At 72.7% G+C, this 24864-nt stretch carries 23 protein-coding genes; 15 read left to right on the top strand and 8 right to left on the bottom strand.

Translation table 11 applies throughout. From position 1 onward, the window contains the following. Complete coding sequence (locus Val02_RS14445; RefSeq protein ID WP_203899561.1) at positions 1-849, bottom strand: NAD(P)H-binding protein; 849 nt, start codon at positions 847-849, stop codon at positions 1-3. Positions 850-939: 90 nt separating this feature from the next. Here Val02_RS14445 and Val02_RS14440 point away from each other — a divergent pair, with 90 nt between their 5' ends. Together Val02_RS14440 and Val02_RS14435 are read left to right on the top strand one after the other, a co-directional pair. After that, positions 940-1902: an AraC family transcriptional regulator gene (locus tag Val02_RS14440; protein ID WP_203899560.1), complete on the top strand. Its 963-nt coding sequence runs from the start codon at positions 940-942 to the stop codon at positions 1900-1902. A gap of 69 nt (positions 1903-1971) precedes the next feature. After that, positions 1972-3042: a MerR family transcriptional regulator gene (locus Val02_RS14435; protein ID WP_203899559.1), complete on the top strand. Its 1071-nt coding sequence runs from the start codon at positions 1972-1974 to the stop codon at positions 3040-3042. A gap of 29 nt (positions 3043-3071) precedes the next feature. On the opposite strand, the gene Val02_RS14430 is transcribed toward Val02_RS14435, so the two are convergent. Continuing rightward, positions 3072-4112 carry an FAD-dependent monooxygenase gene (locus tag Val02_RS14430; protein WP_203899558.1) on the bottom strand — a complete coding sequence of 347 codons (1041 nt, stop codon included), beginning with the start codon at positions 4110-4112 and terminating at the stop codon, positions 3072-3074. Positions 4113-4122: 10 nt separating this feature from the next. After that, positions 4123-4635: a DinB family protein gene (locus Val02_RS14425; protein ID WP_203899557.1), complete on the bottom strand. Its 513-nt coding sequence runs from the start codon at positions 4633-4635 to the stop codon at positions 4123-4125. A gap of 55 nt (positions 4636-4690) precedes the next feature. Here Val02_RS14425 and Val02_RS14420 point away from each other — a divergent pair, with 55 nt between their 5' ends. Then, the gene (locus Val02_RS14420; RefSeq protein ID WP_203899556.1) at positions 4691-5071 is read left to right on the top strand and encodes a VOC family protein; all 381 of its coding nucleotides are present in this window, start codon (positions 4691-4693) and stop codon (positions 5069-5071) included. A 3-nt stretch (positions 5072-5074) separates the two neighbouring features. Here the strand turns inward: Val02_RS14420 and Val02_RS14415 are convergent, their stop codons facing one another. Both Val02_RS14415 and Val02_RS14410 read right to left on the bottom strand, forming a co-directional pair. Beyond that, entirely contained in the window at positions 5075-6487 is a 1413-nt protein-coding gene (locus Val02_RS14415) for an FAD-dependent monooxygenase (RefSeq protein WP_203899555.1), read from the bottom strand. Positions 6488-6635: 148 nt separating this feature from the next. Continuing rightward, complete coding sequence (locus tag Val02_RS14410; RefSeq protein WP_239152898.1) at positions 6636-7604, bottom strand: GlxA family transcriptional regulator; 969 nt, start codon at positions 7602-7604, stop codon at positions 6636-6638. A gap of 148 nt (positions 7605-7752) precedes the next feature. Between Val02_RS14410 and Val02_RS14405 the strand changes: the two genes are divergently transcribed. From Val02_RS14405 to Val02_RS14395, 3 genes are all read left to right on the top strand, one after another. Beyond that, the gene (locus Val02_RS14405) at positions 7753-8493 is read left to right on the top strand and encodes a DJ-1/PfpI family protein (RefSeq protein WP_239152896.1); all 741 of its coding nucleotides are present in this window, start codon (positions 7753-7755) and stop codon (positions 8491-8493) included. A gap of 102 nt (positions 8494-8595) precedes the next feature. Then, positions 8596-10116, top strand: coding sequence for an alpha/beta fold hydrolase (locus Val02_RS14400; RefSeq protein ID WP_203899553.1), 1521 nt, complete (start codon positions 8596-8598; stop codon positions 10114-10116). A gap of 128 nt (positions 10117-10244) precedes the next feature. Beyond that, positions 10245-11564 (top strand): hypothetical protein, encoded by a 1320-nt coding sequence (locus Val02_RS14395; RefSeq protein WP_203899552.1) that lies wholly within the window; start codon positions 10245-10247, stop codon positions 11562-11564. A 40-nt stretch (positions 11565-11604) separates the two neighbouring features. Here Val02_RS14395 and Val02_RS14390 read toward each other — a convergent pair whose 3' ends face one another. Further along, positions 11605-12630, bottom strand: a complete 1026-nt coding sequence (locus Val02_RS14390; RefSeq protein ID WP_203899551.1) for a LacI family DNA-binding transcriptional regulator — start codon at positions 12628-12630, stop codon at positions 11605-11607. Between the two features lie 242 nt (positions 12631-12872). On the opposite strand from Val02_RS14390, the gene Val02_RS14385 reads away from it, so the two are divergent. The 9 genes from Val02_RS14385 to Val02_RS14345 all read left to right on the top strand — a co-directional run bounded on the left by Val02_RS14385 (position 12873) and on the right by Val02_RS14345 (position 22412). Next, positions 12873-14237: an ABC transporter substrate-binding protein gene (locus tag Val02_RS14385; protein WP_203899550.1), complete on the top strand. Its 1365-nt coding sequence runs from the start codon at positions 12873-12875 to the stop codon at positions 14235-14237. Next, positions 14234-15106 carry a carbohydrate ABC transporter permease gene (locus tag Val02_RS14380; RefSeq protein WP_239152894.1) on the top strand — a complete coding sequence of 291 codons (873 nt, stop codon included), beginning with the start codon at positions 14234-14236 and terminating at the stop codon, positions 15104-15106. The genes Val02_RS14385 and Val02_RS14380 overlap by 4 nt, the downstream gene beginning before the upstream one ends. Beyond that, the gene (locus tag Val02_RS14375; protein ID WP_203899549.1) at positions 15103-15927 is read left to right on the top strand and encodes a carbohydrate ABC transporter permease; all 825 of its coding nucleotides are present in this window, start codon (positions 15103-15105) and stop codon (positions 15925-15927) included. The genes Val02_RS14380 and Val02_RS14375 overlap by 4 nt, the downstream gene beginning before the upstream one ends. 285 nt (positions 15928-16212) lie before the next feature. Then, positions 16213-16800, top strand: a complete 588-nt coding sequence (locus Val02_RS14370; protein WP_203899548.1) for a DUF4956 domain-containing protein — start codon at positions 16213-16215, stop codon at positions 16798-16800. Beyond that, entirely contained in the window at positions 16797-17564 is a 768-nt protein-coding gene (locus Val02_RS14365) for a polyphosphate polymerase domain-containing protein (RefSeq protein ID WP_203899547.1), read from the top strand. The genes Val02_RS14370 and Val02_RS14365 overlap by 4 nt, the downstream gene beginning before the upstream one ends. Further along, positions 17561-19648, top strand: coding sequence for a CotH kinase family protein (locus Val02_RS14360; protein WP_203899546.1), 2088 nt, complete (start codon positions 17561-17563; stop codon positions 19646-19648). Before Val02_RS14365 ends, Val02_RS14360 begins: the two co-directional genes overlap by 4 nt. A gap of 86 nt (positions 19649-19734) precedes the next feature. Further along, positions 19735-20487 (top strand): D-alanyl-D-alanine carboxypeptidase family protein, encoded by a 753-nt coding sequence (locus Val02_RS14355; RefSeq protein WP_203899545.1) that lies wholly within the window; start codon positions 19735-19737, stop codon positions 20485-20487. Positions 20488-20586: 99 nt separating this feature from the next. Further along, positions 20587-21120 (top strand): SigE family RNA polymerase sigma factor, encoded by a 534-nt coding sequence (locus tag Val02_RS14350; RefSeq protein WP_203899544.1) that lies wholly within the window; start codon positions 20587-20589, stop codon positions 21118-21120. Beyond that, complete coding sequence (locus tag Val02_RS14345) at positions 21117-22412, top strand: sialidase family protein (RefSeq protein WP_203899543.1); 1296 nt, start codon at positions 21117-21119, stop codon at positions 22410-22412. Before Val02_RS14350 ends, Val02_RS14345 begins: the two co-directional genes overlap by 4 nt. Before the next feature lie 19 nt (positions 22413-22431). On the opposite strand, the gene Val02_RS14340 is transcribed toward Val02_RS14345, so the two are convergent. Beyond that, positions 22432-23475, bottom strand: a complete 1044-nt coding sequence (locus tag Val02_RS14340; protein ID WP_203899542.1) for a hemolysin family protein — start codon at positions 23473-23475, stop codon at positions 22432-22434. Beyond that, a complete protein-coding gene (locus Val02_RS14335) occupies positions 23472-24800 on the bottom strand; it encodes a hemolysin family protein (protein ID WP_203899541.1) in 1329 nt (442 codons plus the stop codon). Before Val02_RS14335 ends, Val02_RS14340 begins: the two co-directional genes overlap by 4 nt. Positions 24801-24864 lie beyond the last annotated feature (64 nt).

Raw genomic sequence — 24864 nt, 5'->3', positions numbered from 1 at the left:
TCATGTATACCGGCGTTCCCAGGCCGCCGCCGCGCCGGCCGCGTACTCGGCGAAGCTCTCCGCCGGCCGTCCCGTCACGGACTCCACGACGTCGTTGCCGATGCCGTAGGCGCCGCTCGTCAGGGCGTGCACGTAGAGGTCGCTGACCGGCTCCACCAGTTCCCCCGGATAGCCGGCGGCGACGAGGCCGGCGCGCACCGCGGCCCGCCCGGACTCGACGTAGCCGATCGGCCGTCCGGCGGCGGCCGAGATCCGGGCGGCGACCTCCGGCATCGTCAGCGGTTCCGGCCCCACGACGGTGTATCCCCTGCCGCCGTGGCCCTCCTCGGTCAGCGCCGCCGCCGCCACGGCCGCGATGTCCACTGTGGACACCCACGACACGCGCCCCTCGCCGCCGGGCATGACGATCTCGTCGCGGTCGCGGATGCCCTCGCGCAGGCGCATCCAGTGCGGCTCGGAGAAGTTCTGGGCGAAGGCCCCGGGACGCAGGATCGTCCACGGGATGCCGGCGGACTCGACGGCCAGTTCGACGCGGCGCAGCGGGTCGTCCGGCGGCGCCTCGCCGGCGCCGAGCGCCGAGAGCAGCACGACCCGCCGCGCGTCGGCGCCGTCGAGCAGTTCGCGCACCCGGTCGGTGGGGTCGCCGCTCGCCGGGAAGTCGGTGACGAGATAGATGGCGTCGGCGCCCTTGCGCGCCGCCGCGTAGGTGCCGGGATCGGTCCAGTCGAAGGGAATCCCCGCGCGGGTGCGGCTCGCCGCGCGCACGACGGCGCCGCGCCGCAGGAGTTGCGGGACGAGGCGGCGGCCGGTCTTCCCGGTCGCGCCGGTCACCAGGATCGTGTCGGTCATCGCTCCACGATGGAACGGCTTTCTGCGACGATCCATGACACTTCACCGCCGAAACATGTCCGATCGGCTCATCGGCGTACGCTGGCGCGCATGGTGCTGCTCGCCGGTGCTCCCGCGCGCGACCTCGTGGCCGACCTCGTCGCGGACATCGTGGCGACCACCCGGCGGGGCACCGCGCTGTACTCGCGCAACCGGTTCCACGCGCCGTGGGGCATCCGTGTCGACGGCGGGCACGTGGCGAGCTGCCACGTCGTGACGGCCGGCGCCGGCTGGCTCCTCCCGGACGGCGCCGCGCCCGTGCGGCTGAGCCGCGGCGACGTGGTGCTGGTGCCGTTCGGGGCGGGACACTCCCTTGTGGACAGTCCGGGGAGCCCGGTGCGGCCGTTGACCGAGCTGATCGGCGGGCCGCTGGGGGAGACGCCGCCGCGCGACCTCGTCATCGACGGGCCGGGGCCGGCCACCGTTCTGCTGTGCGGGGGCTATCTGCTCGACGCCGGGCCCGCGCACCCGCTCACCGCCGCGCTGCCGCCCGTGGTGCACGTCGCCGCGGCGCGTTCCCGGGACTCCGGGCTCGCCGCGGCCGTGGACCTGCTGTCCGACGAGGTCGAGCGCGCGGACCCGGGCGCACCGGCCGTTCTCACCTCCCTGGTCGAACTTCTCTTCGTCTACGTCCTGCGGGCCTGGCTCGCCGAGCGGGGAGGCGCCGCCGACGGATGGATCCGCGCGCTGCACGATCCCGTGGTCGGGCGGGCCCTCACGTTGGTGCACACCGAGCCGGGGCGCCCCTGGAGCGTCGCCGCGCTCGCCCGTGCGGTCGACTGTCCACGTGCGACGTTCAGCCGCCGGTTCACCGCGCTCATCGGGCAGCCGCCGATGGCGTACGTGACGGCGTGGCGGATGGCCGTCGCCGCCCGCCTGCTGCGGGAGGAACGGCGGCCGCTGCGCGAGGTCGCCGCACGGGTGGGCTACGACTCGGAGTTCGCGTTCGCGCGGGCGTTCAAGCGGACGGTGGGTGTGGCGCCGGGCCGTTACCGCACCTCGCCGGGCGCTTGACCTTCACCCTCGGGGAAGGCCAAGGGTGGCGGTTGCCGGTCACCCGACCGGCGCGAGGAGGACGGTGACGTGGCGCTGCTGACGATCGGGGCGTTCGCCCGCGCGGCCCGGCTCACCCCCAAGGCGCTGCGCCTCTACGACGAGCTGGGGCTGCTGCCCCCGGCCGCCGTCGACCCGGAGAACGGCTACCGGCTCTACGACCCGGCCCAACTGGCCCGGGCCCGGCTGATCGCCGCGCTGCGTCGGGTCGGCATGCCGTTGGCGGACGTGCGTGCCACGTGCGACCTGCCGCCGGCCGCGGCCGCCGAGGCCGTCGACGCCTACTGGCGGCGGGTCACCACGCACACCGCGGCCCGCGCGCAGCAGGTCGCCGCCCTCGTCGCGGAACTGACCGGAAGGAGCACAGCCGTGTCCGACAACGACTCCGGTGTGACCGTGCGCCACGCCGCCGCCTGCGTGACGGGCCGCGGGCGGGACAGCAACGAGGACAGCGCGTACGCCGGTGACCGCCTGTTCGCCGTCGCCGACGGCGCGCGAGGGCCGGGCGGCGCCGCGGCGAGCGCCACCGCCGTCGAGGCCCTCAAGCCGCTGGAACGGGCGGACGCGCCGCCGGCGGAGCTGCTGGCCCTGCTCGCCGACGCGCTCGGCCGGGCCGACCGGGACGTGCGCGCCTCGGCCACCGGTGACCACCGGCCGGTCACCACGCTCACCGCGATCCTGCGCAGCGGCCCGCGGCTGGCCCTGGTGCACATCGGCGACACCCGCGCGTACCTGCTGCGTCGGGGCGAACTGGCGCCGCTCACCCAGGACCACACCTGGGTGCGGACCGAGGTGGACCAGGGCCGGATGACGGAACAGGAGGCCGCCGCGCACCCGCGCCGGGCGCTGCTGGTGCGCGCGCTCGGCACCGGTGCGGCCGCGGTCGAGGCCGACCTGGCGCTGCGCACCGCGCTGCCGGGGGACCGGTACCTGCTGTGCTCCGACGGACTGTCCACTGTGGTGGGTCGCGACGCGCTGCGGGAGACCCTGCTCGCGGCCGAGGAGCCCGAGGACGCCGTGCGGCGCCTCGTGGAACTCGCCTACGCCGCCGGTGCGCCCGACAACGTCGCCTGCGTCGTGGCCGACATCGTCGCGGCCTGACCACCCGCCGAACGGCACCCCTGCGGGCGCTACCGCGGCTCCCCGCGGTCGGTGAGGCGGGCGCTCGCGGCGACGGTCTCCTCGGCCGGCGGGCGGCGGCGGGCCGCGTACGCGGCGAAGGCCGCGGCGGGCTCGGCCTGCTCGTGCAGGGCCTCGGCCAGGGCGACGGCGTCCTGGACCGCCATCGACGCGCCCTGCGCGGCGGCCGGGGAGGCGGCGTGCGCGGCGTCGCCGACCAGCACCATGCGGTCGTCGTGCCAGTGCGGCGTCGTCGGGATGTCGTAGGAGTCGCCGCCGACGACGTGCTCGCCGGTCGCCCCGATGATCGCCGCCGCCGGGCCGTCGTCGACGCGGGCCGCCGCCAGGGCGAGGTCCCGCCACTGCGCCGGCGTCGTCCCGGCCGGCCGGCTCTCGCCGTTGATCCGGGTGAACCACCAGGTGCGCCCGTCGCCCGGCGCGGTGAATCCGAAGAAGGCGCGGCTGCCGAAGACCATGTGGTACGCGTCGGGTGCGCTCGGCACCGGCTGCCCGTCGGCGTAGCCGTAGACGACGTGCTGTCCGGTGTAGCGCGGCGACGGGGCCTGCGGGTCGATGAGCCGGCGGGTCAGCGAGTGGATGCCGTCGGCGCCGACGAGGAGGTCGCCGTCCCGACGGCTGCCGTCGGCGAAGCGCACCTCGACACCGCCGCCGCCGGTGCGCGTGGCGTCCACCATCCGCCGGCCGTGCGCGATCTCGATTTCCCGTTCGACCGCCAGCTCCTGAAGTGCGCGGTACAGCGCGGCGCGGCTCAACGTCCGGGCCGGACCGGCGATGTCGCCGTGCTTGAGATGCGTGCCGTCGGCGGTGAACGTCTCCACGGCGGCGGCCGGGTAGGAGACCGCGACGACGGCGTCGGCGGCGTCGATCGACGCGAGGGCGGACATGCCACCGGCCATCACGGTGAGGAACGCCCCCGCGTCGTCGCCGCCGGCGCCGTACGCCTCGAAAACGGTCGACGGTATGCCGTATCTCCGCAGCGCCAGTGCCGTCGCCGTACCGGCCACGCCGCCGCCCACCACGAGCACCCGCATGCGACGAACGCTACCGGGCGCCGAGGATCTGCTCGCGGAGGATATCGGCGTGGCCGCAGTGCTGGGCCAGTTCGCGCAGCATGTGCAGGTACACCCAGCGCAACGGGAGCGGCCCGCGCCGGTTGCCGCGCAGCACGTCGTCCAGGGCGAGGCCGGCCGTCGCCCGCCGGGACGCCTCGCACGCCGCACGGTGTGCCGCGCGCACGTTCGCCACCGTGTCGGCCGCGTCGAGCGCGAACGACTCGTCCGGCGAGGCCGGGATGCCGATCTCCGCGCGCGGGCGGCACGTGATCGCCTCGTCGAACCACACCCTCTCCACGAAGGTCGCGTGCTTCACCAGCCCCAGCAGGGTCGTGCGGGACGGCACCAGCGAGCGCCGCGCCTCCTCCTCGGTGAGCCCGTCGAGGGAGGCGTTCAGCGCGGCGCGGTGCTCGTCGATGAACACCTCGAACTGCGTCCTGGCGCTCTCGGCGATGACGTCGTCGGCGAAGGTTCCCGGGAAGCCGGTCGGTGCGTCGGTCACCGGTGGAGCATCGCAAACGCGCGCGGGTCGGCGGTACACGGGATACGGTGGCCCGATGAGCGGGATCCAGACGAACGCGCCCTTCTACGCCGGTTTCGCCGTCGACGACCTCGACGCGGCGCGGGCGTTCTACGCCGACGTCCTGGGTGTGACCGTCGAGGACGCCGGCGGCCTGCTGTGGCTGCGCGCCGGCAACGGCGCCGGGGTGCTGGTCTATCCCAAACCCGGCCACGTGCCGGCGGCGCACACGGTGCTCAACTTCCCGGTCGCGGACATCCGGTCCACTGTGGAGCGTCTGACGGCGGCCGGAGTCGTCTTCGAACGCTACGACTCCGGCCCCATCGCCACCGACGAACTGGGCATCGCGCACCCGGGGCCGTGGCAGGCGTGGTTCCGTGACCCGGCCGGCAACATCCTGTCGGTGCTCCAGGAGTAGGCCTCAGGCGGCGGGTGCGCCGAACCAGCGGGCCAGGTGCGCGTCCAGCTCCCGCTGGTCGTCGCCGATCCAGGCGACGTGGCCGTCGGGGCGCAGCAGGACGGCCGGCGCGTCCAGCGCCGCGGTGGGATCCCCGAGCCGGTCGACCCGGTCCGCGAAGCGGCCGACGCTCAGGCGTTCGGTGCGGTCGAGCAGCAGCCCGCGGCCGCCGTGCAACAGGCCGTAGAGGGTGCCCGCCCGCACGTCGATGTCGCGCAGCCGCCGGCCCAGCAGCTCCGGGCCCGGCCCGAAGTCGTAGCGGACGCCGATGCCGGCGATCTTCTCGATCAGGTGGCGGTTCACCTCGTTGAAGTCCATCAGCTCGGCGAGCAGCCGGCGAACGGCCCGCGCGCCCGGTGCGGTCGAGGAGAGTTCGGTCTGGGCGCGGGTGTTGTCCAGGACGTCCGCGGCGACCGGGTGGCGTTCGGCGTGGTAGGTGTCCAGCAGCGCGTCCGGGGCCGTCCCGTCGACCTGTGCGGCCAGTTTCCAGCCGAGGTTGAACGCGTCCTGCAGGCCCAGGTTCAGGCCCTGACCGCCGATCGGTGGGTGGATGTGTGCCGCGTCGCCGGCCAGCAGCACCCGCCCGACGCGGTAGCGTTCGACCAGCCGGGTGGCGTCCCCGAAGCGGGACATCCAGCGCGGGGAGTGCACGCCGAAGTCCGTTCCCACAAAGGCTTTCAGTTGCATTTGGAAGTCCTGAAGGGTCGGGTCGTCGGGGCCGGCGGCCGGGACCACGACGCTGAAGACGCCGACGCCGGCGGGCCGGATCCAGAAGCGCCGGTCGGTCGGGCCGACCCGGGCCATCGCGGCGCCGAGCTCCTCCGGCGGCACACCGATCTCCATCTCGCCCATCAGCGTCCAGTGGCTTGCGGGCTCGCCGGGGAAGCCGACGCCGAGCAGTTTGCGCACGGCGCTGCGGGCCCCGTCGCAGCCGACCAGATAGCGCGCCCGCAGCCGCTCCCCGTCGGCCAGCTCGACGCGCACGCCCTCGCCGTCCTGCGCGAGGCCGGTCACCGCGCACCCGCGCCGGACCCGCGCGCCCATCGCGATCGCGTGCTCCTCCAGCAGCCGCACCAGATCCGGCTGCCGGATGCCGAGCAGGTAGGCGTGCGCGGAGTCGAGCCCCTCGGGCACGGGCTTGTCGATGGCGGCGAAGAAGCCGCCGGCGGGACGCTGCCGCCCGTGTGCCCGGACCCGCTCCAGCAGCCCGCGCATGGCCAGCAGCTCGAGGCTTCGCATGTGCAGGCCGACGATGCGGGCGGACGACGTCGGCGCGGTGTCCCGCTCCAGCACGAGTACCCGCACGTCGTGCAGCCGCAGCTCGGCCGCCAGCGTCGCACCGGTGGGTCCGCAGCCGACGATGATCACGTCATACATGTGGTGTTGCCTTTCGGGAGTGCCGTGTGGCGGGGCGCTCCCGGCGACACCTACGTCAATCGCCCGACCGTGACGGCAGGGGGAGCACCCACTTCGCTGTGACGTTCATGGGTCTCACCTCCTCGGGCGGTGTCACGGGCCACCGAAGTTACCGCCCGGAGATCATGCCGTCCAGCGGTTTCGCGAACCGGCGCCGGTAGGCGGTCGGCGTGACGCCTACGACCCGCAGGAACGCCCGACGCATCGTCTCGGCGGAGCCGAACCCGCAGCGGTGCGCGACGGCGGTGAGCGTGGCGGCACCGGTGTCCAGCAGCGCCTGTGCCGTCCGGACCCGCGCGTGCTCGACGTATCGGGCCGGCGTGGTGCCGAGTTCGCGGCGGAACAGCCGGGTCAGGTGGCGTTCGCTGACGGCGGCGCGCACCGCCATGGCGGCGAGGCCGTGCCCGTCCGACGGCCGTTCGCGCACCGCGTCGAGCACCCGCCGCAGGGCCGGGTCGCGCGGCTCCGGACCCGCCGCGCCGAACTGCGCCTGACCACCCGGCCGGTGCGGGAACACGAGCAGATACTTCGCCACCGTGCGGGCCCGGTCGAGACCGTGGTCCTCGGACACCAGCGCCAGCGCGAGGTCGATCCCCGCGGTCACGCCGGCCGAGGTGAGCACGGCCCCGTCCCGCACGCAGATCGCGTCGGGCCGCACGGCGACCCGGGGGAACCGGGCGAGTTCGGCGCAGGCGGCCCAGTGCGTGGTGGCCCGCCGGCCGTCCAGCAGGCCCGCCCCGGCCAGGACCAGCGCGCCGGTGCAGACCGAAGCGACCCGCGCCGCCGATGCGCCGAGGCGCCGGACCCCGTCGACCACCGCGGCGGGCGCACCGGTGTGCGCCGGGAACGGGCGCCCCACGACCAGCAGCGTGTCGACCGGTGCGGTCACCCGGGCCAGCGCCACGTCGGCACGCAGGCGCACGCCGACGTCCGTCAGCACCGGCCGTCCGCCGGGCGACGCCAGGCGCACCCGGTAGCCACCGGCGACGCCCAGCACCTGGAGCGGTCCGGCCACGTCGAGCAGCACCACGCCGTCGTGCACCACGACGACGACGTCATGCGCGGGTTGTCGAGCCACGCGGAGGTAGTCCCCGGCCCGGCCGCGCCGGTTCCCACACATCCGATCCGGACCGGAACCCGGCACATCCGGACCGGTCCCGACGGGCCGGGAACCGGTGCCCCGCCACACGTCGACCACCCTCACACCGATCCGGACGGAGACTCCTGTGCACACCGAGAACATCGACCGACGCACGATCCTCAGGGCCACCGCGGCCGCCGGCGTGGCCCTTCCCGCAGCCGCGCCCACCACCGCCGCCGGGAGCGCGGGCCCGCGCATCGCGCTGCTGCTCTTCGACGGAATCACCGCGATGGACGCGATCGGCCCCTACGAGGTGCTGAGCCGGATCCCCGGCGCGTCCGTGCTGACCGTCGGCAAGCGGCGCGGCGCGGTCCGCACCGAGACCGGCGCGATCACCCTCGGCGTCGCGCGTGCCCTGCGCGAGGTCGATCGGGCCGACGTCCTGCTCGTGCCCGGCGGAGGGGTCGCCGACGTCCAGGCCGACCCGGAGACGATCCATTGGATCCAGCGGCTGCACCGGCACACGACGTGGACCGTCGCGGTCTGCACCGGCGCCCTGATCCTCGGCACGGCCGGCCTGCTGCGCGGGCTGCCGGCGACCACGTACTGGGCGTTGACGGACCGGCTCGCGAGTTTCGGCGCGACGTACGTGCCCCGGCGGTTCGTCGAGGCGGGCAAGATAATGACCTCCGCCGGTGTCTCCGCCGGCATCGACCTCGCCCTGCACCTCACCGCCCGGCTGACCGACGAGCGGACCGCCCGGGCCGCGCAGCTCGTCGTCGAGTACGACCCCGATCCGCCGTTCGACAGCGGCAGCCCGGACAAGGCGGGTCCGGACCTGCGGCGGTATGCGTTGGAACTGTTGCAGGGCAGCATCCGCCCGTGACATATGTCAGTTCTGTTGATGACGGCGGTCGGCCGCGGGACGGAGGGTGGCGTCCGACCCGCGGCCGACTCGCGGCGCGCATCGAATCGTGACGATGGGACCATGTCGAAACTCTCACGTTTGCGATCGACCGTCGCCATCGCCGTCGTCGCGGCGCTCGTACCCGCCACTCCCGTGCGGGCGCAGCCCCCACAGTCCATCCGGTGGGGGCCGTGCGCCGACGTCACCGACACCCGCACGGAATGCGCCGACCTCTCCGTGCCGCGCGACTACCGGGCCATGGGCGGTGCGCACCTGACCGTCGCCGTCTCCCGGGTGAAGGCGGCCGATCCGCGCAAACGTCGCGGGATCCTGCTCGTCAATCCCGGCGGTCCGGGCGGCAGCGGGATCGAACTGGCCGCCCACCTGGCCGACGCGCTGCCGGCCGAGGTTCGCGAACGCTACGACCTGATCGGGTTCGACCCGCGGGGTGTCGGGCGCAGCACGCCGATCAGTTGCGGGATCCCGGAAGACACGCCGCCGGACCTGTACCTGCCGTACCCGGCGCCGGACGGTTCGATCGACCGGAACATCGCCTTCGCCCGGGACACCGCGCGGCGCTGCGCCGAGTCCGTCGGGGACCTGCTGCCGCACATCACCACCGCCAACACCGCCCGGGACATGGACCGCATCCGCGCGGCGCTCGGCGAGCCGAAGCTCTCCTACCTCGGGTACTCCTACGGCACGTACCTCGGTGCGGTCTACGCGTCGCTGTTCCCGCAGCGGACCGACCGGATCGTGCTGGACAGCGCGGTCGACCCGACGAGCGTGTGGTACGGCCTGATCCGCAGCAAGAGCGAGGCGTTCGCGTTGCGGCTGCCCGACTTCACGAAATGGGCGGCGGCCCGCGACGACGTCTACCACCTCGGGGCCACCCCGGACGCGGTGGAACGCACCTACTACCGCATCGCCGAACAGTTGGACCGCGCGCCGGTCGCCTTCCCCGAGCTCACCGTCAACGGCAATATCTTCCGCCAGCTGAACCTCCGCACGCTGGAGCACGATCGGGCCTTCGGCGACCTCGCCGAGTTCTGGCACGTGCTGTCCGACCCGGCCGCGCCGCCCGCCACCCGGTCCGCCGCGACGGTCCCGCTCGCCGCGCCGGCACCGGACAACGTCACCTCGGTGCTGTACGCGGTCGTCTGCGGCGACGTGAGTTGGCCGCGCGGGATCGGGCTGTACGCACGCAACTCCGCCGCCGACCGCCGCGCCTACCCGGGGCTGGCCGGCATGCCCGGCAACATCTGGCCGTGCGCGTTCTGGGCGCAGCCGGTCGAGCCGCCGGTCGCGGTGACCGGTCGAGGCCCACGCAACGTGCTGATCCTGCAGAACCTGCGCGACCCGTCGACCTCGTGGCGCAACGGCTACGGGCTGCGCCGCGCGCTCGGCGACCGGGCGGCGTTCGTCAGCGTCGACGCCGGGGGCCACGGCATCTACGCCCTCCGCTCCGGCCCGTGCACCGACGCCGTCACCACCGGATTCCTGGTCGGTGGCGTACTGCCGGCACAGGACCGGTTCTGCCGGGGACCGTCGCCGGAGGAGGTGTCGACCTTCGCCGAGCGGCCCCGCCTCTGGACCCTCTAGGGCGGGCGCATCCGCCGCAGCGTTCTTGACAGGTGTGTGTAGATCCGCACATGCTCGTGCTAAATCAGTTTAGCGATCGTCGCTGAGCGTCTCGGTTCGACTCGCGGGTGGCGGGAGAGGACGGCGAAATGCACCTCGGCAGGCGGGTCGCGGCGATCGCCTCGACCCTGGCGTTGGCAACGACGGGACTGGCGTACGGCGCCCACAACGGCGGCGGAGGCGGTGCGGATGAAGGAATCCGCGGCATCACCCCCATCACCACCGTCTACACCTACGGTCAGAAGGTCTCCGCGGTGGCGGTCGAGTACGGCGACATCGTCAATCACCGGATGCTCGACAACGCGACGTTCTCCGTCCGGGACACCCGCTACAACTTCCGCTTCAATCCCGTCGAGGACCTGCCCCGGCTGGTCGACCGGACGGTGGTGCGCACCTACACCAACGACGCCGCCACCACCCGGGCGGACCGTCGTTCGATACCCGGGCGGTACGTCATCGTGGAGCTCGATCCGGACCAGAACGCCGGTTGGACCGTGGTCGTTTCCAAGTGCCCGACGTTCCTGTGCACGGTGAAGGTCAACCCCGAACTGCCGACCCGGGTGGCCCAGCGGAAGACCGTGTACGGCCTGCCCCGCTTCGGTGCCGGCAGGGGTCCCGTACTGGCCAGGGGAAATCCGCAGCAGGACCGGAAGATGACCGGAAAGCCGGTCAACCTGCTGGTCGACGAGTTCCGGTACGGCTCGTTCCTCGATCGTGGAACGGTGCTGCCGTACCACTACCACCTGCCGGCGAACTACGACCCGGCCCGCTCCTACCCGCTGATGGTGGTGCTGCCCGGGCACGGCATGGGGTGGGACGGCGACAACTTCCTGGTGCAGGTGGCCGCCGACATACCGGCGACCGCGTGGCTGCAACCGCAGCGGACCGGCACCACGGAGGACGTCATCATCCTCGCTCCGCAGCACCAGCGGGTGGGCGGCCCCGCCGAGGCGGACCTGCTGGTGAAGCTCCTGGACCGGTTCGTCGCGGACTTCGCCGTCGACAAGCGGCGGGTCTACGCGACGACCGTCTCGTACGGCTCGCAGCTGCTGTGGAACGCGTTCGCCAAGCGGCCCGACCTGTTCGCCGCGGGGCTCGTCACCGGTGGCTTCGCGGTGAACGCCGACCAGGCGGCGGCCATCGCGGCGGCCGGGATCCCGCTGTGGGTGACCCACGGCGTGCACGACCACCTGTTGAACATCTCCCTCGCGCGCAACACCCGCACGGCGTTGCGGGACGCGCACGCCGCCCGCGGCAGGACACCCCAGGAGATCGAGGAACTGCTGCGCTACACCGAGTACGAGGACGCCTCGTTCGCGCTGCCGGACTACCACGCGGCGTTCGGCCCGACCTACGAGGACGGCTCGATCCTGCGGTGGCTGCTCAGCCGGACCAAGCCGCAGGCCTGATCGGGCCACCCCGTACGCGCGGTCTCCCGCAGCCCGGCGCTCAGGCGGCGGGAGACCCGATCGAACTGCGCCGCCGCATCGTCATCGGTACCGTGGTGGGCCCGGTCGCCTTGCCGTCGAGGAGAAGTTCGACGGCGCGCCGGCCCATCTGTACGTGCGGCAGGCCGATGGTGGACAGCCCGGGGCGCAGCCAGGCGGCGATCGGGTCGTCGTCGAACGAGACCACCGAGACGTCGTCGGGCACGGCCAGCCCGGCCTCGGCGAGGGCCTGGTAGACGCCGAACGCGAGACGGTCGTTCATGCAGATGACCGCGGTCGGCCGGGCTGACCGGCGCAGTATCGTCCGCATCGCCTTGAACCCGTGTTCGGGCAGCCATTCGTGGCAGAACGCCTCGCGGCAGAGGGTGGTGCCGGCCTCCGCCAGCGCGTCCTGGATGCCGCGCAGGCGGGCGTGCGCGGCGAGGGAGATCTCGGGGTCGTTCTCCTTGGGGCGGTTGCGGCCGATCAGGGCGATCCGGTCGTGATGGCCCCGGTCCAGCAGCGCGGCGACGGCGGTGCGCCCGGCCCGCTCGTTGTCGGGCACCACGCACGGCAGGCCGTCGGAGCTGGTGGCGTTCAGGAGCACGACGGGACCGGTGCGCAGCGCCGGCGGCACCGTGAGCCGGCGGGTGGCCATGGCGGCGTAGATGACGCCGTCGACCTGGCGGTCGAGCATGGCGTCGATGGCGTGCTGCTCGAACGCCGCATCGCCCTGCGTCTCGGCGATGAGCAGCACGTGGTCGCGTTCGCGGGCCGCGTCGAGCGCGCCACGGATGAGGTCTCCGGCGAAGCGGGTGGTGGCGACGACGTCGGAGACGAATGCGATGGTGGCGGTCTTGCGGGTGCGCAGGCTCCGCGCGGCGACGTTGGGCCGGTAGCCGAGTTCCTCCGCGGCGGCGAAGACGCGCTGGTGCGCCTCGGCGGAGAGGCGGGTGCCTTCCCGTCCGTTCAACACCATGGACGCGGCCGTCTTGGACAGTCCGGCGCGGCGCGCCACGTCCGCCAGGGTCGCTCGGTTGTGCCTCATCAGTCCTCCGCAGCGGCGGTCAACGGGCCGCCTCGCCCAACATCATGCGCCGTCCCGGGCCGTGCGAGCACGGTGGGTGTGGTGAATACGCCGTTTCCGAGCTGTTGCCGGACGGTTCTTGACACGGTCGGCCGAACACGCGCATGCTCGCGCTAAATCAGTTTAGCAATGGGTCAACGGACAACGTCGCCATGGCGGAACCCCCCGGAACGCGCGGCCGGTGACGTAGCGAGGAGCCACAGATGACTGAATCGACGGCAGGACGGTTGTCGCGGCGAAGCGTGGTGCTGACGGTCCCGCTCGTGGCCGCGGCCCTGGCGAACGCGGCGTGCAGCGCACCGGGTGCCGACGAGTCGTCGCCGACGCAGAACGCCGAGCCGGTGCGCACCGACCTGGGTGATGCGCCGATCACCCTGGAGATGTACGCCGAGACGGGATTCCCGCTCGCGAAGGCGCTGGCCGACGAGTTCGGCAAGCAGCACCCGAACGTCAAGTTCAACGTCCGCGAGGACCAGTTCACGGTCATCGTGGAAAACGCTCCACGCGTGCTGGCCTCGGACAAGGCGCCGGACATCATCCGGTTGCCCACGATGGTCGACCTGGTGAAGGACAACCTGCTGCGCAACCTCGACCCGTACTTCACCGCCTACGGCTGGAACAGGTTCCCCGCCTCGCAGCTGGTGCAGTTGCGTGTGGGTGACGGGGGCCGCCCGCGCGGCATCGGCTCGCTGTACGCGATGGGGCTGGGCTACAGCGTCACCGGCGTGTTCTACAACAGGTCCCTCGCCCAGCGGATCGGCATGTCCGGACCGCCGGCGACGGTGGCCGAGTTCGAGGATCTGCTGGCCCGGGCGAAGACCGCCGGGGTGCAGCCGATCATGCAGTTCAACAAGAACACGGCCGGCATCAACTTCGCGCACCAGGCGCTGCAGAACCAGTTCGGTGACCCGGCTCGGATCGCCGACTGGATCTTCCAGAAGCCGGGCGCCACGTTCGACACGCCGGCCGCGCTGCGGGCGAGCCAGACGATCCAGAAGTGGGCCCAGGCCGGCTATTTCCCCAAGGACGCGAACGCCATCGACTACACGACGATGGTGGGCGAGTTCCAGAAGGGCAACGGCCTGTTCATGTTCAACGGTGACTGGGAGTCGGCCAACCTCGACAAGAACATGAGCGGCAACGTCGGATTCTTCCTCTTCCCCGGCGAGACCGCCGGCGCCAAGCACGTGGCCATGTCCGCCCCGAACACGTTCGGCATCGGCGCCAAGGCGAAGAACCCGGGCGCCGCCGCGTTCTTCCTCAACTGGGTGCACACCGACCCCAAGGCGCGCGAGATCACCGTGACGGTCGGCGGTTCCAGCCCCGGCGGCCCGCCCGACCTGCCGGTGCCACCCGCCGCCGCCGGCACCGTGCTGGCCGAGACGCTCAAGGCGGCACAACAGCTGGGCGCCGAGAACGGGGCGGTCGACTTCACCGCGAACGCCACCGGCGCCATCTTCGCGTCCGCGATCACTCCGGAGATGCAGAAGCTCGTTGCCGGCCAGCAGACCCCGGAGGGGTACGTGAAGGCCGTCCAGGCGGAGTACGCGAAGGAACTGTCTCGGTGACCCGCGCAGCCCGCTGGAGCGGCTGGCTCTACGTGCTGCCCGCCCTGGCGATGTACGCGATCTTCGTGCTGCGCCCGCTCGGCCTCACGTTCCAGTACTCGCTGTACCACTGGAACGGCATCGGGGTGGCGCGCTGGGCCGGCCTCGACAACTACCTGACCGTCTTCACCGACGGGGACCTGCTGAAGATCATCGGCAACGCGTTCGTCCTGATCATCTTCTTCAGCTTCATCCCGGTCGGGTTGGGCCTGCTGGTGGCGAGCCTGGTCCGCAGGGCCAGCGGCGGGCCGTTCGGCACCGTCGTGCGGACCATCCTCTTCCTGCCCCAGGTGATCCCGCTGGTGGCGGCCGGCATCGCCTGGAGCTGGCTGCTCTCCTCGAACGGCGTGATCAACCAGCTGCTCAGGGCCGTGGGCCTGGGCGGGTGGGCCCGCGCGTGGCTCGGCGAGTTCGACACCGCCCTGCCGTCGGTGGGGATGATCGGCGCCTGGGTCCTGCTCGGCCTCTGCACCATCCTTCTGGTCACCGGGATGAGCAAGATCGACCCCGCGCTGTACGAGGCGGCCCGCATCGACGGTGCCGGTCCGATCCGTGAGTTCCTCGCCGTCACCCTGCCCAGCCTGCGGCGGGAGATCGGCGTCTGTCTCACCGTCACCGTGATCGCCGCGCTGGCCAGCTTCGACATCGTCTACATCGCCACCGCCGGCGGTCCGGGCCTGCAGACCACCGTGCCCGGCCTGGAGATCTACCGGCTCGCGTTCGCCCAGCGCCAGGTGGGCCTCGCCTCCGCGCTCGCCATCGTGCTCATGGTGCTGGTGCTCGTCTGCGTCCTGCCGATCCAGCGGCTCACCCGGGGGGACAAGGCATGAGGCTGAGCCGCCGCGAACGGCTCACCGGGCGCGCCTTCCTGGTCGCGCTGGCGCTGATCACGCTGCTGCCCTTCGTCAGCATGCTCTCCGCGGCGCTCCAGCCGCGCGGCACCGTGCCGACCGGATTGGCCTGGCCCGCGGATCCACAGTGGAGCAACTTCGTCGACGCGTTCACCGTCGCGAACATGGCCGCGCTGCTGCGCAGCAGCCTGTTCATCACCGTCGGCGTGGTACCGGTCTCGGTCGCCATCGCCACCATGGCCGGTTTCGGCCTCGGTCACCTCCGGGTACCGGGCGGGCGGATCGCGTTCGGTCTCCTGCTCATCGGGCTCACGCTGCCGTTCGAGGCCGTCGTCACGCCGATCTACTACCAGATGCGCGATCTCGGCCTGCTCAACACGCGCTGGGCGATCGTGCTGCCGCTGATCGGTCTCTACATGCCGTTCGCCGTCTTCTGGATGCGCGCCCACTTCACCAACGTCCCGCAGGAACTGTCCGACGCCGCCCGCGTCGACGGGAGCACCACCTGGCAGCTCTTCTGGCGCGTGCATGTCCCGTTGGCCCGGCCCGCGATCGCGTCCCTGACCATTCTGCTGTTCCTCTGGACCTGGAATCAGTTCCTGCTGGCCATCGTCCTCGTCGACGACGCGACCGAACGCACGATGGCCGGTGCCCTCGGCGCCTTCCAGGGCCAGTGGGGCACCGACCAGGTCCTGCTCTGCGCCGGCTCGCTGCTGATCCTCACGCCGACCCTGGTCGTCTTCCTGATCTTCCAGCGGCATTTCATCAGCGCGCTCCTGCAGGGCTCGCTGAAGGGCTGACCCGGGCCCGCCTGTTCGTCGGCGGGCACGCGCACGATCGCGGGTGGAAGTGTCATTTGACCCGGATGCGCGACCGGGCACGCTACCGAACATTTCACGAAACTTGCACGGGTATTTTCGCACCCTTCCCGCGGCGGGACCTGGCACCGGGCGTCGAAAGTCCGCCCCGCAACCGGGGCGCGCGGTTGTATTCACGGCCTCCGATGGACATTCTTTGGACCACTTTCCGTTCCCCGGCGGATACCTGCCGTACACCGAAAGTCTGCGTACCGAAGGGTGGACCGCATGCCCCAACTGTTGCTCTTCGGGAGCGACCTCGTCGCCGTCACCGTGCTCGTCTTCGGCCTCTACGTGCCCCGCCACCGCCGGCGCGACCTCGTCGTCGCCTACCTCGGGGTGAACATCGGCGTGCTGGCCGTCGCCGGATCGCTCGGCGCGGCCGGTGCCGGAGCCGGGCTCGGCCTCGGATTCGCGCTGTTCGGGGTGCTGTCGATCATCCGGCTGCGCTCCACCGAGCTGGATCAGCAGGAGGTGGCGTACTACTTCTGCGCGCTCGCGCTCGGCATCCTCGGCGCGCTCGACGCCACCCCGCTGTGGCGGCCGGTGGCGATGATGGCGTTGCTTCTGGCGGTGATGTATGTCGGCGACCATCCGCGACTGCTGCGCGGGCACCGGCGGCAGGTGATGGTGCTCGACACCGCCGTCACCGACGACGCCGCACTCCTCGCGCACCTGCAACGGCTGCTCGGCACGCGCGTCTACTCCGCAAACGTCGAACGCGTCGACCTGGTCAACGACACCACCGTCGTCGACGTGCGCTACGCCGGACCGTCCCGGGTCGTCACCCTCGACCGCGACAAGGTGCTGCGATGACGGCCGCGGCCACCACGCTCCCCGCGATCGAGCTCGCCGAACTGGTCGAGCGCGCCGCGTTGCAGTGCCGGTTCGACCGGAAGTACGTGCTGCCGGTCGAGGCGGCCGACCGGCTCGTGGAGGCGTTGTCCGACAGGGCGTTCGTGCTCGACATCGGCGGCGTGCGGGAGTTCGGCTACGAGTCGGTGTACTTCGACACCGAGGCGCTCTACTGCTACCGGCTGGCCGCGCGCCGCCGCCGGCGCCGGTTCAAGATACGCACGCGGCTCTACGTGGACTCCGCGGAGTGCTGGCTGGAGGTGAAGACGCGCGGCGGCCGCGGCGACACGCTGAAGAACCGCCTGCCGTACGACGTCGCGCACCGCGGCACCATCCACCCGGGACGCGAATTCGTCGCCGGTGTGCTCTCCGGCGAACGCATCGCGGTGGGCCACCACGACTTCGCGCCGGTGCTGGTGACCCGCTACCGGCGCACGACGCTGTTCCTGCCGGAGACGTCCAGCCGGGTCACCGTCGACGTCGACCTCACCTGGGAAAGCACCGGCGGTCGGGTGCTGCGGTTGCCGCACCTGGCGATCGTGGAGACGAAGACCGGTTCCACCGCCTCGGCCGCCGACCGTCTCCTGTGGACACACGGGCACCGGCCGGCGCGCGTGTCGAAGTTCGCCACGGGGCTCGCGGCCCTGCACCCCGGCCTGCCCGCGACGCCCTGGTGGCGCACGCTGCGCCGGCATTTCCCGCGCACCGAAGGAGTGTCCACATGAGACGCCTCGTCTGCGGTGTCCTGCTGGCGGCCGCCGCGCTGGTCGTGGTCACCGTGCAGGCACCGGAGTCCGCCGCCGACACGGCCGCCGGCGCCGGCGCCTACACGCCCGCCGACATGACCGACGCCGACCGCGCCAAGGCGGCGGAGTCGAGGACCGAACTGCTCGGCGACATCGTGTTCACGCCGCCGAGCGGCACCTTCGCCACCGCGCAGAGCGTCGCGCTGAGCACCTCCGTCGCCGGCGCGCAGCTGCGCTACACCACCGACGGCACGCTGCCGAACGCCTCCTCACCGGTGTACTCGGCGCCGATCGCGCTGACCCGCACCACCCAGGTGCGGGCGCAGGCGTACGTCAACGGGGCCGCGTCCGGGGCGCCCGGCACCGCGCTCTACGTGGCGCGCGGCTCCGTCGGCACGAGCCACGACCTGCCGCTGCTCGTGCTCGACGCGTACGGGCGCGGGGCACCCGGGCGGGACTACGTCGACGCCGCCGTGCTGGAGATCCAGCCCTCCGGCGGGTCCGCGACGCTCGCCACCGCACCGGCCGTCGCCACCCGCGCCGGCATCCACCTGCGCGGCCAGTCCAGCGCGACGTTCCCCAAGGCGCCGTACCGCCTCGAGTTGCGGGGGAACGACGACGATGACGCCGACTACCCGTTGGGCGGCATGCCCGCCGACTCCGACTGGGTGCTGCGCGGCCCGTATCCGGACAAGACGCTGATCCACGACGCGTTCGCCTACGGGCTGGCGCGCGACATGGGCCTGCAGGCGCCCCGCTTCGCGTTCTTCGAGGTGTACCTCAACACCGACGCGCAGCCGATGGCCGCCAACGACTACATGGGCGTGTACCTGCTCACCGAGACCATCAAGAACTCCAAGAACCGGCTGAACCTCAAGCAGCTCGACGAGGACGACGTCGACCCGGCGAAGATCACCGGCGGGTACATCTGGAAGTTCGACTGGATGGCGGCCGAGGAGCCGATCCTGCCGTGTGCCGGCAACGACACCACCTGCTGGCACTACCTGGAGGTCGACGACCCGGACCCGCTCAACGCCACCCAACGCACCTGGCTCACGCAGCATCTGCAACAGTTCCACGACATGCTGCGCTCACCCGGCTTCGCCGACCCGGCGACCGGCTATCCCGCGTACATCGACGTGGGGTCGTTCATCGACCGGACGATCCTCAACGAACTGGGCCGCGAGATGGACGCCTACGTGCGCAGCGCGTACTTCTACAAGGACCGCGGCGGGAAGATCACCGCCGGGCCGGTGTGGGACTACGACCTGTCGTTCAACACCGGCGGCTTCTTCAACAACCAGTCCACCAGCGGCTGGCAGTACCAGCAGACCCGCAGCCCGTCCGCGAACGACTGGCACCAGCGCCTGCTGCAGGATCCGTCCTATGTGGACCAGGTGCGGCGCCGCTGGCAGAGCCTGCGCCAGGGCCTGCTCTCCCCGACGGCGTTGAACCAGCGCGTCGCCACGCTCACCGCCCGGCTGGCGAACGCCGCCCAGCGCAACTTCCAGCGCTGGCCGATCCTGACCCAGGCGCAGGTCGGCTTCTTCGTGACGCCGACGGCGGCCACCTGGCAGGGACAGCTCACCGTCATGCGGGACTGGATGGCGCAGCGGGCCGCGTGGCTCGACAGCGCGGCGGGCTGGGGCGGAACGGTCTCACCGGCGCCGTCCTCACCCGGCCCGTCCTCGCCCCGGCCGTCTTCGGCGGGGCCGTCGAGTGCGGCGCCGTCCAGCGCGTCGCCGTCGGTCCCGGCCGGTAGGGCGTGCACCGCCACCTACACGGCCCGCGGGCAGTGGCCCGGCGGCTTCCAGGGCGAAGTCCGCGTCGCCGCCGGCACGGTCGCGATCGGCGGCTGGACGGTGACGATGACGTTCCGCAACGGCCAGACGGTCACCCAGATCTGGGAGGCGAGCGCCACGAGCTCCGGTGCGACGGTGACCGCCCGGAACCTCTCGCACAATGGCGCCGTGGCCGCCGGGTCCAGCACCACGTTCGGCTTCCTCGGCGCGTGGAACGGCACCACGAACGACCCGCCGACGCTCACCTGCGCCGCGACGTAGCGACGCCGGCAGGTACTGGCGCGAAACGCGGGTTGTCGCTGACCTTGACCCGCGTTTCGCGCCGTCGCATGCGTAAGCTTCCACCCGTGTTCGCGGGGTTGGGGGAGAGCGCCGTCCTGGACTGGATGACCGGCGTGGCACCGCCGCCGGCCGCGGTCACCGGCGAGGTCGCCGCTCAGCTGGAGCGCATGATCGCCGCGCTGCGGGCGGACGCCGCGGCGCCCGGTGCGACGTTCACCGCGACCGGGCGGCCGACGGTGGTGTCCGGGCACCGCGACTACACCCGGCAGGAACGCATCTGGTCCCGGAAGTTCGACTTCGAGGTGGGGGTCGGCAGGTTCGGTGCGATCACCGACGAGGCCCGCGCCGCGTTCCCCGCGCTGGGCGCCGCCGTCGAGTGGGACACCGCCGACGACACCCACCGCACCTGCTGGGAGGGGCTGAGCGCCGAGGAACGGGGCAGGGAGATCATGCGCACCTCCAGCGGCCCCGGCATCTCCCGGCACCACTGGGGCACCGATCTGGACCTGTGGAACACCTCGGCCGTGCACTACGCCGACGGCGGAAGCCTGGCGAACGAATACTCCTGGCTGACCCGCCACGCCGCGGCGTTCGGCTTCATCCAGCCCTTCACCGCCCGGTCGGCGGCCGTCGCACACGCGTACACCGAGGAACGCTGGCACTGGTCGTACCGCCCGGTGGCGGAGCCGATGCTGGAGTGGGTGGACGCGCACCGCTCCACAGTGGACACCCGCCTGCGGACCCTGTGGGGGAACTCCGCCCGGTACGCCTTCCTGCGGGCGCACTGGGCGGAGTTCGTGTTCCACGTCGAGCGTTAGACGCGTCCCGTCCCGCCGACCGTGCCGCGCGGAAATTGTCCGGCGGGAGCGGGCAACCGAACGCCCGGCCGACGGGCACCTTGGAGCGAGGAGGTGCCCATGCGGGGCGGCGAGACCGAGGATCAGAGACAGTTCCGGGAATACTTCACGGCGCGGCGGGACGCCGTTCGGCGCACGGCGTACGTGCTCTGCGGCGACTGGCACTGGGCGGACGACCTGACGCAGAAGGCGTTCATGCGGTTGGCGGTGCGCTGGAGGAAGGTGCGCGACCGGGAGGCGCTCGGTGCCTACGTGCGCACCGTCCTGGTGCGAACGTACCTGGCCGACGTGCGGCGGGTGTGGCGGCGACGCGAGCGGAGCGTGGCCGCCCTGCCGGAGCGGGCTGCGCCCGACGATTCCACCGAGGGGGCGGCGCGGCGGCTGGCGTTCGAGGAGGCGCTGCGGCGGTTGCCGCCACGGCAGCGGGCGGTGCTCGTGTGCCGGTTCTATCAGGATCTCGACGTCGCGGAGACGGCCGCGACGCTCGGGTGTGCCGAGGGGACGGTGAAGAGCCAGACGGCCAAGGCCCTGGCGAAACTGCGCGCGGAGCTGGGGGACAACGGCGCGATGGCGATGACCGAGGGGACGCGATGAACGGGCTGCGGGAACGCTTCGAGGACCTGGCCGGCACGCCGGCACCACCGAGCCGGCTGACCGCCGACGCCGTGTACCGGGCGGGTTGGCGGCGCCGGCAGCAGCGGCTGGCGATGGGTGCCGCCGCGCTGCTGGCCGTGATCGGGCTGACCGCCGGCGCCGGACTGGCGGTGGTGTCGGCGGCGCGGAACGACCCCGCGGCGCGGCCGTCACCGGACCCGACCGCCGACGGCTGGCCCGCCGACACCCGCAACGGCACCGTCATCTCGGCGGTCGCCACCGACGCCGAGCACGTCTACGCGGGCGTCAATTCCTGCGTCCTGGACGGGGGCGGGCAGCGCGCCTGCGCGGCGACGCTGATGGGCTCCGACGACGGTGGGCGCACCTGGACGCTGCGCCAGGCCGAGTTCGGCGACGGGCGGGTCAGCTCACCGGCACCGGGTGTGCTGCTGCGCCTCGTCGAGCAGCCGCCGGCCGACGGCGAGCGGAGGTCGAGCACGCTGTACCGCACCAGCACCGACGGCGGCCGCTCCTGGGCCGAGCTGGAGCTGCGGACCGAGCCGGTCGCCGAGGTGCCGGCCGGCGGGTGGGCGGAGTGCATGAACACTTACGACGGCGGGTTGCCCCCGCAGCCGTGCGTCGTGGGGGCCTTCGACCCGGCCACGCGCCGCGCCGCGCCGCTGGCCACGCAGCCGCCGGTCGAGAATCTGCGCGTCGTGCCGGTGCCCCCGTCGGTGGGGTTGTGGGTCACCGGGTTCGACGACGCGGGGGTGCTGACCGTCGCGACCAGTCACGACCGCGGCCGCAGCTGGGTGCGGAACACGCTCGGGGCCGGTGCGGCCGACGTGCCGCCCGGTTCGGCGCTGGGCTCCCTGGCGGTCGGGGCCGAACGCGGCATCGCCTACGCGTTCATCGCGGTGAACGGTCCCACCGGGCGGCGGTACGTCGTGTACCGCACGAACGACGGCGGGACGACCTGGTACCGGGACGAGCCGGGGCCGGCCATGACCGAGCCGACCCTGTACAGCGCGCACGCCTACGTCGCCGCCGACGGCACGCACCGGCTGAGCCAGAACGGGCGGCAGTGGTGGGTCGGCGGCGCCGGCCGTTCGGGCTACACGCAGGAGACCCCGGACGTGCTGGCGAAGCTGGGCGACCGGGCGATGGGGCGGGGCCCGCTGGTCACGAATCCCGCGCCCGGGGTGTTCCTGGCGTTCGACACCGAGGCGGTGTACCGCTCGAGCGACGGCATCCGGTGGACGCGTCACCCGGTGCAGGCACCGCCGCGTTGAGCGACGTCCCGGTGTCCGGTCAGCGCCTGCGGGCGGCGCCGGGCACCGGGTCCGTCTCGTCCTCGAAGTCGCCGATCAGTTCCTCCAGCAGGTCCTCCAGGGCCACCAGACCGGCGACGCCGCCGTCCACAGTGGACACCACGGCCAGCTGGGCCTGCCGGTCGCGCAGCTTTCCCACGGCGGTCGCCACGGGCGTGTCGACGGGAATCGAGAGCGTAGGCGTTGCCAGTTCCCCCGCAAAGGCCTGATGACCGGCGGTGGTGGCGCGGATCGCGTCGCGCAGGTGGACGATCCCGGTGATCCGACCGTCGTCCGAGACGGCGAGGCGGGACAGGCCCGCGCGGCGGCACGCCAGCTCGACCTCGCGGGCGGGCGTCTCGGGCGCGACCGACACGATCCGCTCGGCCGGCGTCATGACCCGGTCGACGGTGATGTCGGAGACGGACAGCATCGCGGTGAGCAGGTCGTGGTCGGGGTCCGGGAGCGTGCCGTGCTCCTTCGAGGCGGCGATCAGCATCCGCAGCTCGTTGGGGCCGTGGGCCTGTGCGAGCTCGTCCTGCGGCTCGACGCGGACCAGTCGCAGCGCGGCGTTGGCGAGGCCGTTGAGGGCCGCCAGTGCCGGCCTTGTCATCCGGGTGAACGCCCGGAAAGCCGGCGCGAGCAACACCGCCGAGTCCTCGGGATGGCTGATCGACCACGACTTCGGCGCCATCTCGCCCACGACGACGTGCAGGAACCCGACGACCGCCACGGCGAGCACGAACGCCACACCGTAGGCCGCCTCCGGCGGCAGCCCGACGGACTCGAACGCCGGCTCCATCAGGTGCGCCACGGCCGGCTTCGCGAGCGCGCCGAGACCGAGGGTGCACAAGGTGATGCCCAGCTGCGCACCGGCGAGCATCATCGACAGCTCCCGCACGCCGGCCAGGGCGGCCCGTGCGCCGCGGCTGCCCTCGGCGGCGGCCTGCTCGAGCCGGTGCCGCTTGGCGGCGACGAGCGCGAACTCGGCCGCGACGAAGAAGGCGTTGAGCGCCAACAGGATCAGCGAGAAGAAGAGCGTCACCGCGACCCTCCACCGTGGATGGTGACCGACTCGGGTACGTGCCGGCGCACACTCTCGACGCGCAGCCGCACCTCGCCGGCGGGTCCGTCCACAGTGGACGGCAGCGCGACGGTGACGGTGTCGCCCGGAACGGCCACCCGGCCCAGGCTCTTGAGCACCAGCCCGGAGAGCGTCCGGTAGTCCTCGTGCTCCGGCAGCGTGACCCCGGTCGCCTCCTCGACCTCGTCGAGCCGCCAGCGGGCCGGCAGGCGCCAGGAGCCGTCGTCCTGCCGGGCGGCCTTCGGCGCGGGCGGATCGTCGGTGTCGCGGATGTCGCCGACCAGTTCCTCGGCGATGTCCTCCAGCCCCACCACACCGGCGAAGCCGCCGAACTCGTCGATGACGCAGGCGAGCTGGGTGCGTTCGGCGCGCAGGCGTTCGAGCACGGCCGGCACCGGCAGCGTCTCGGGAACGAGCACCGGCGGCGCGGCGAGCGTGAGCGCCGGCACGGTGTGCCGCTGCGCGGGCTCGACGTCGACCACGTCGGAGATGTGCACGACGCCGATCAGCTCGTCGGCCGCGCCGTCCACGACGGGGAACCGGCTGTGGCCGGTGTCGAGCAGCTCCACCACGCGCGTGGCCGGGTCCTCGGGCCGAACGGTCACCACGTCCACGCGCGGCACCATGACGTCCGCGGCGGTGCGCCCCCGGAACTCCAGCCCGTGCTCGAGCAGCCGCGACGTCTCCGCGTCGAGCAGCCCCTCGGAGCGGGACGTGGCGATGATGCGGTCGAGGTCCTCGGGGGTGGCGCCGTGCGGCAGCTCCTCCACCGGCTCGATCCCGAACGTCCGCAGCAGCCGGTTGGACGCGGCGTCGAAGAGCCGGATCAGCGGCCCGGCGATCGCCAGGTACATCAGGGTCGAGCGGGCCAGCGCGCGGGCCAGCGTCTCGGGGCGGGCGATGGCGAGGTTCTTCGGTGCCAGTTCGCCGAAGACCATCTGGATGACGGTGGCGAACACCAGCGCCAGCGCCACGCTCACCGAGAGGCTGACGGCGGTGGGTACACCGGCGGCGCCGAGCAGCGCGGCGAGGCCCTGCCCCAGGTACGGCTCGGCGACGTAACCGGCGAGCAGCGCGGTGACGGTGATGCCGAGCTGGGCGCCGGAGAGCATGAACGACAGCCGCGCCGTCACGGTGAGGGCGCGTTCGGCGGCGGCGTCACCGGACTCGGCGAGGGCGCGCAGGCGGCCCCGGTCCACGGCGACGTAGGCGAACTCCTGCGCCACGAAGTAGCCGGTGGCCACGGTCAGCAGCGTGATCGACAGCAGGCCGATGATGATCAACATGTGGCGGCCCGTGGGGCGGGAAGGGGAGGCCGGTCAGTGACCGGCCCGGTACTGCACCCGTCGT

Origin of the sequence: Virgisporangium aliadipatigenens (genome assembly GCF_016863615.1) — a bacterium.
In the GTDB taxonomy this organism is placed as follows: Bacteria; Actinomycetota; Actinomycetes; order Mycobacteriales; family Micromonosporaceae; genus Virgisporangium; species Virgisporangium aliadipatigenens.
This window is presented reverse-complemented; position numbering and strand designations above follow the sequence as displayed.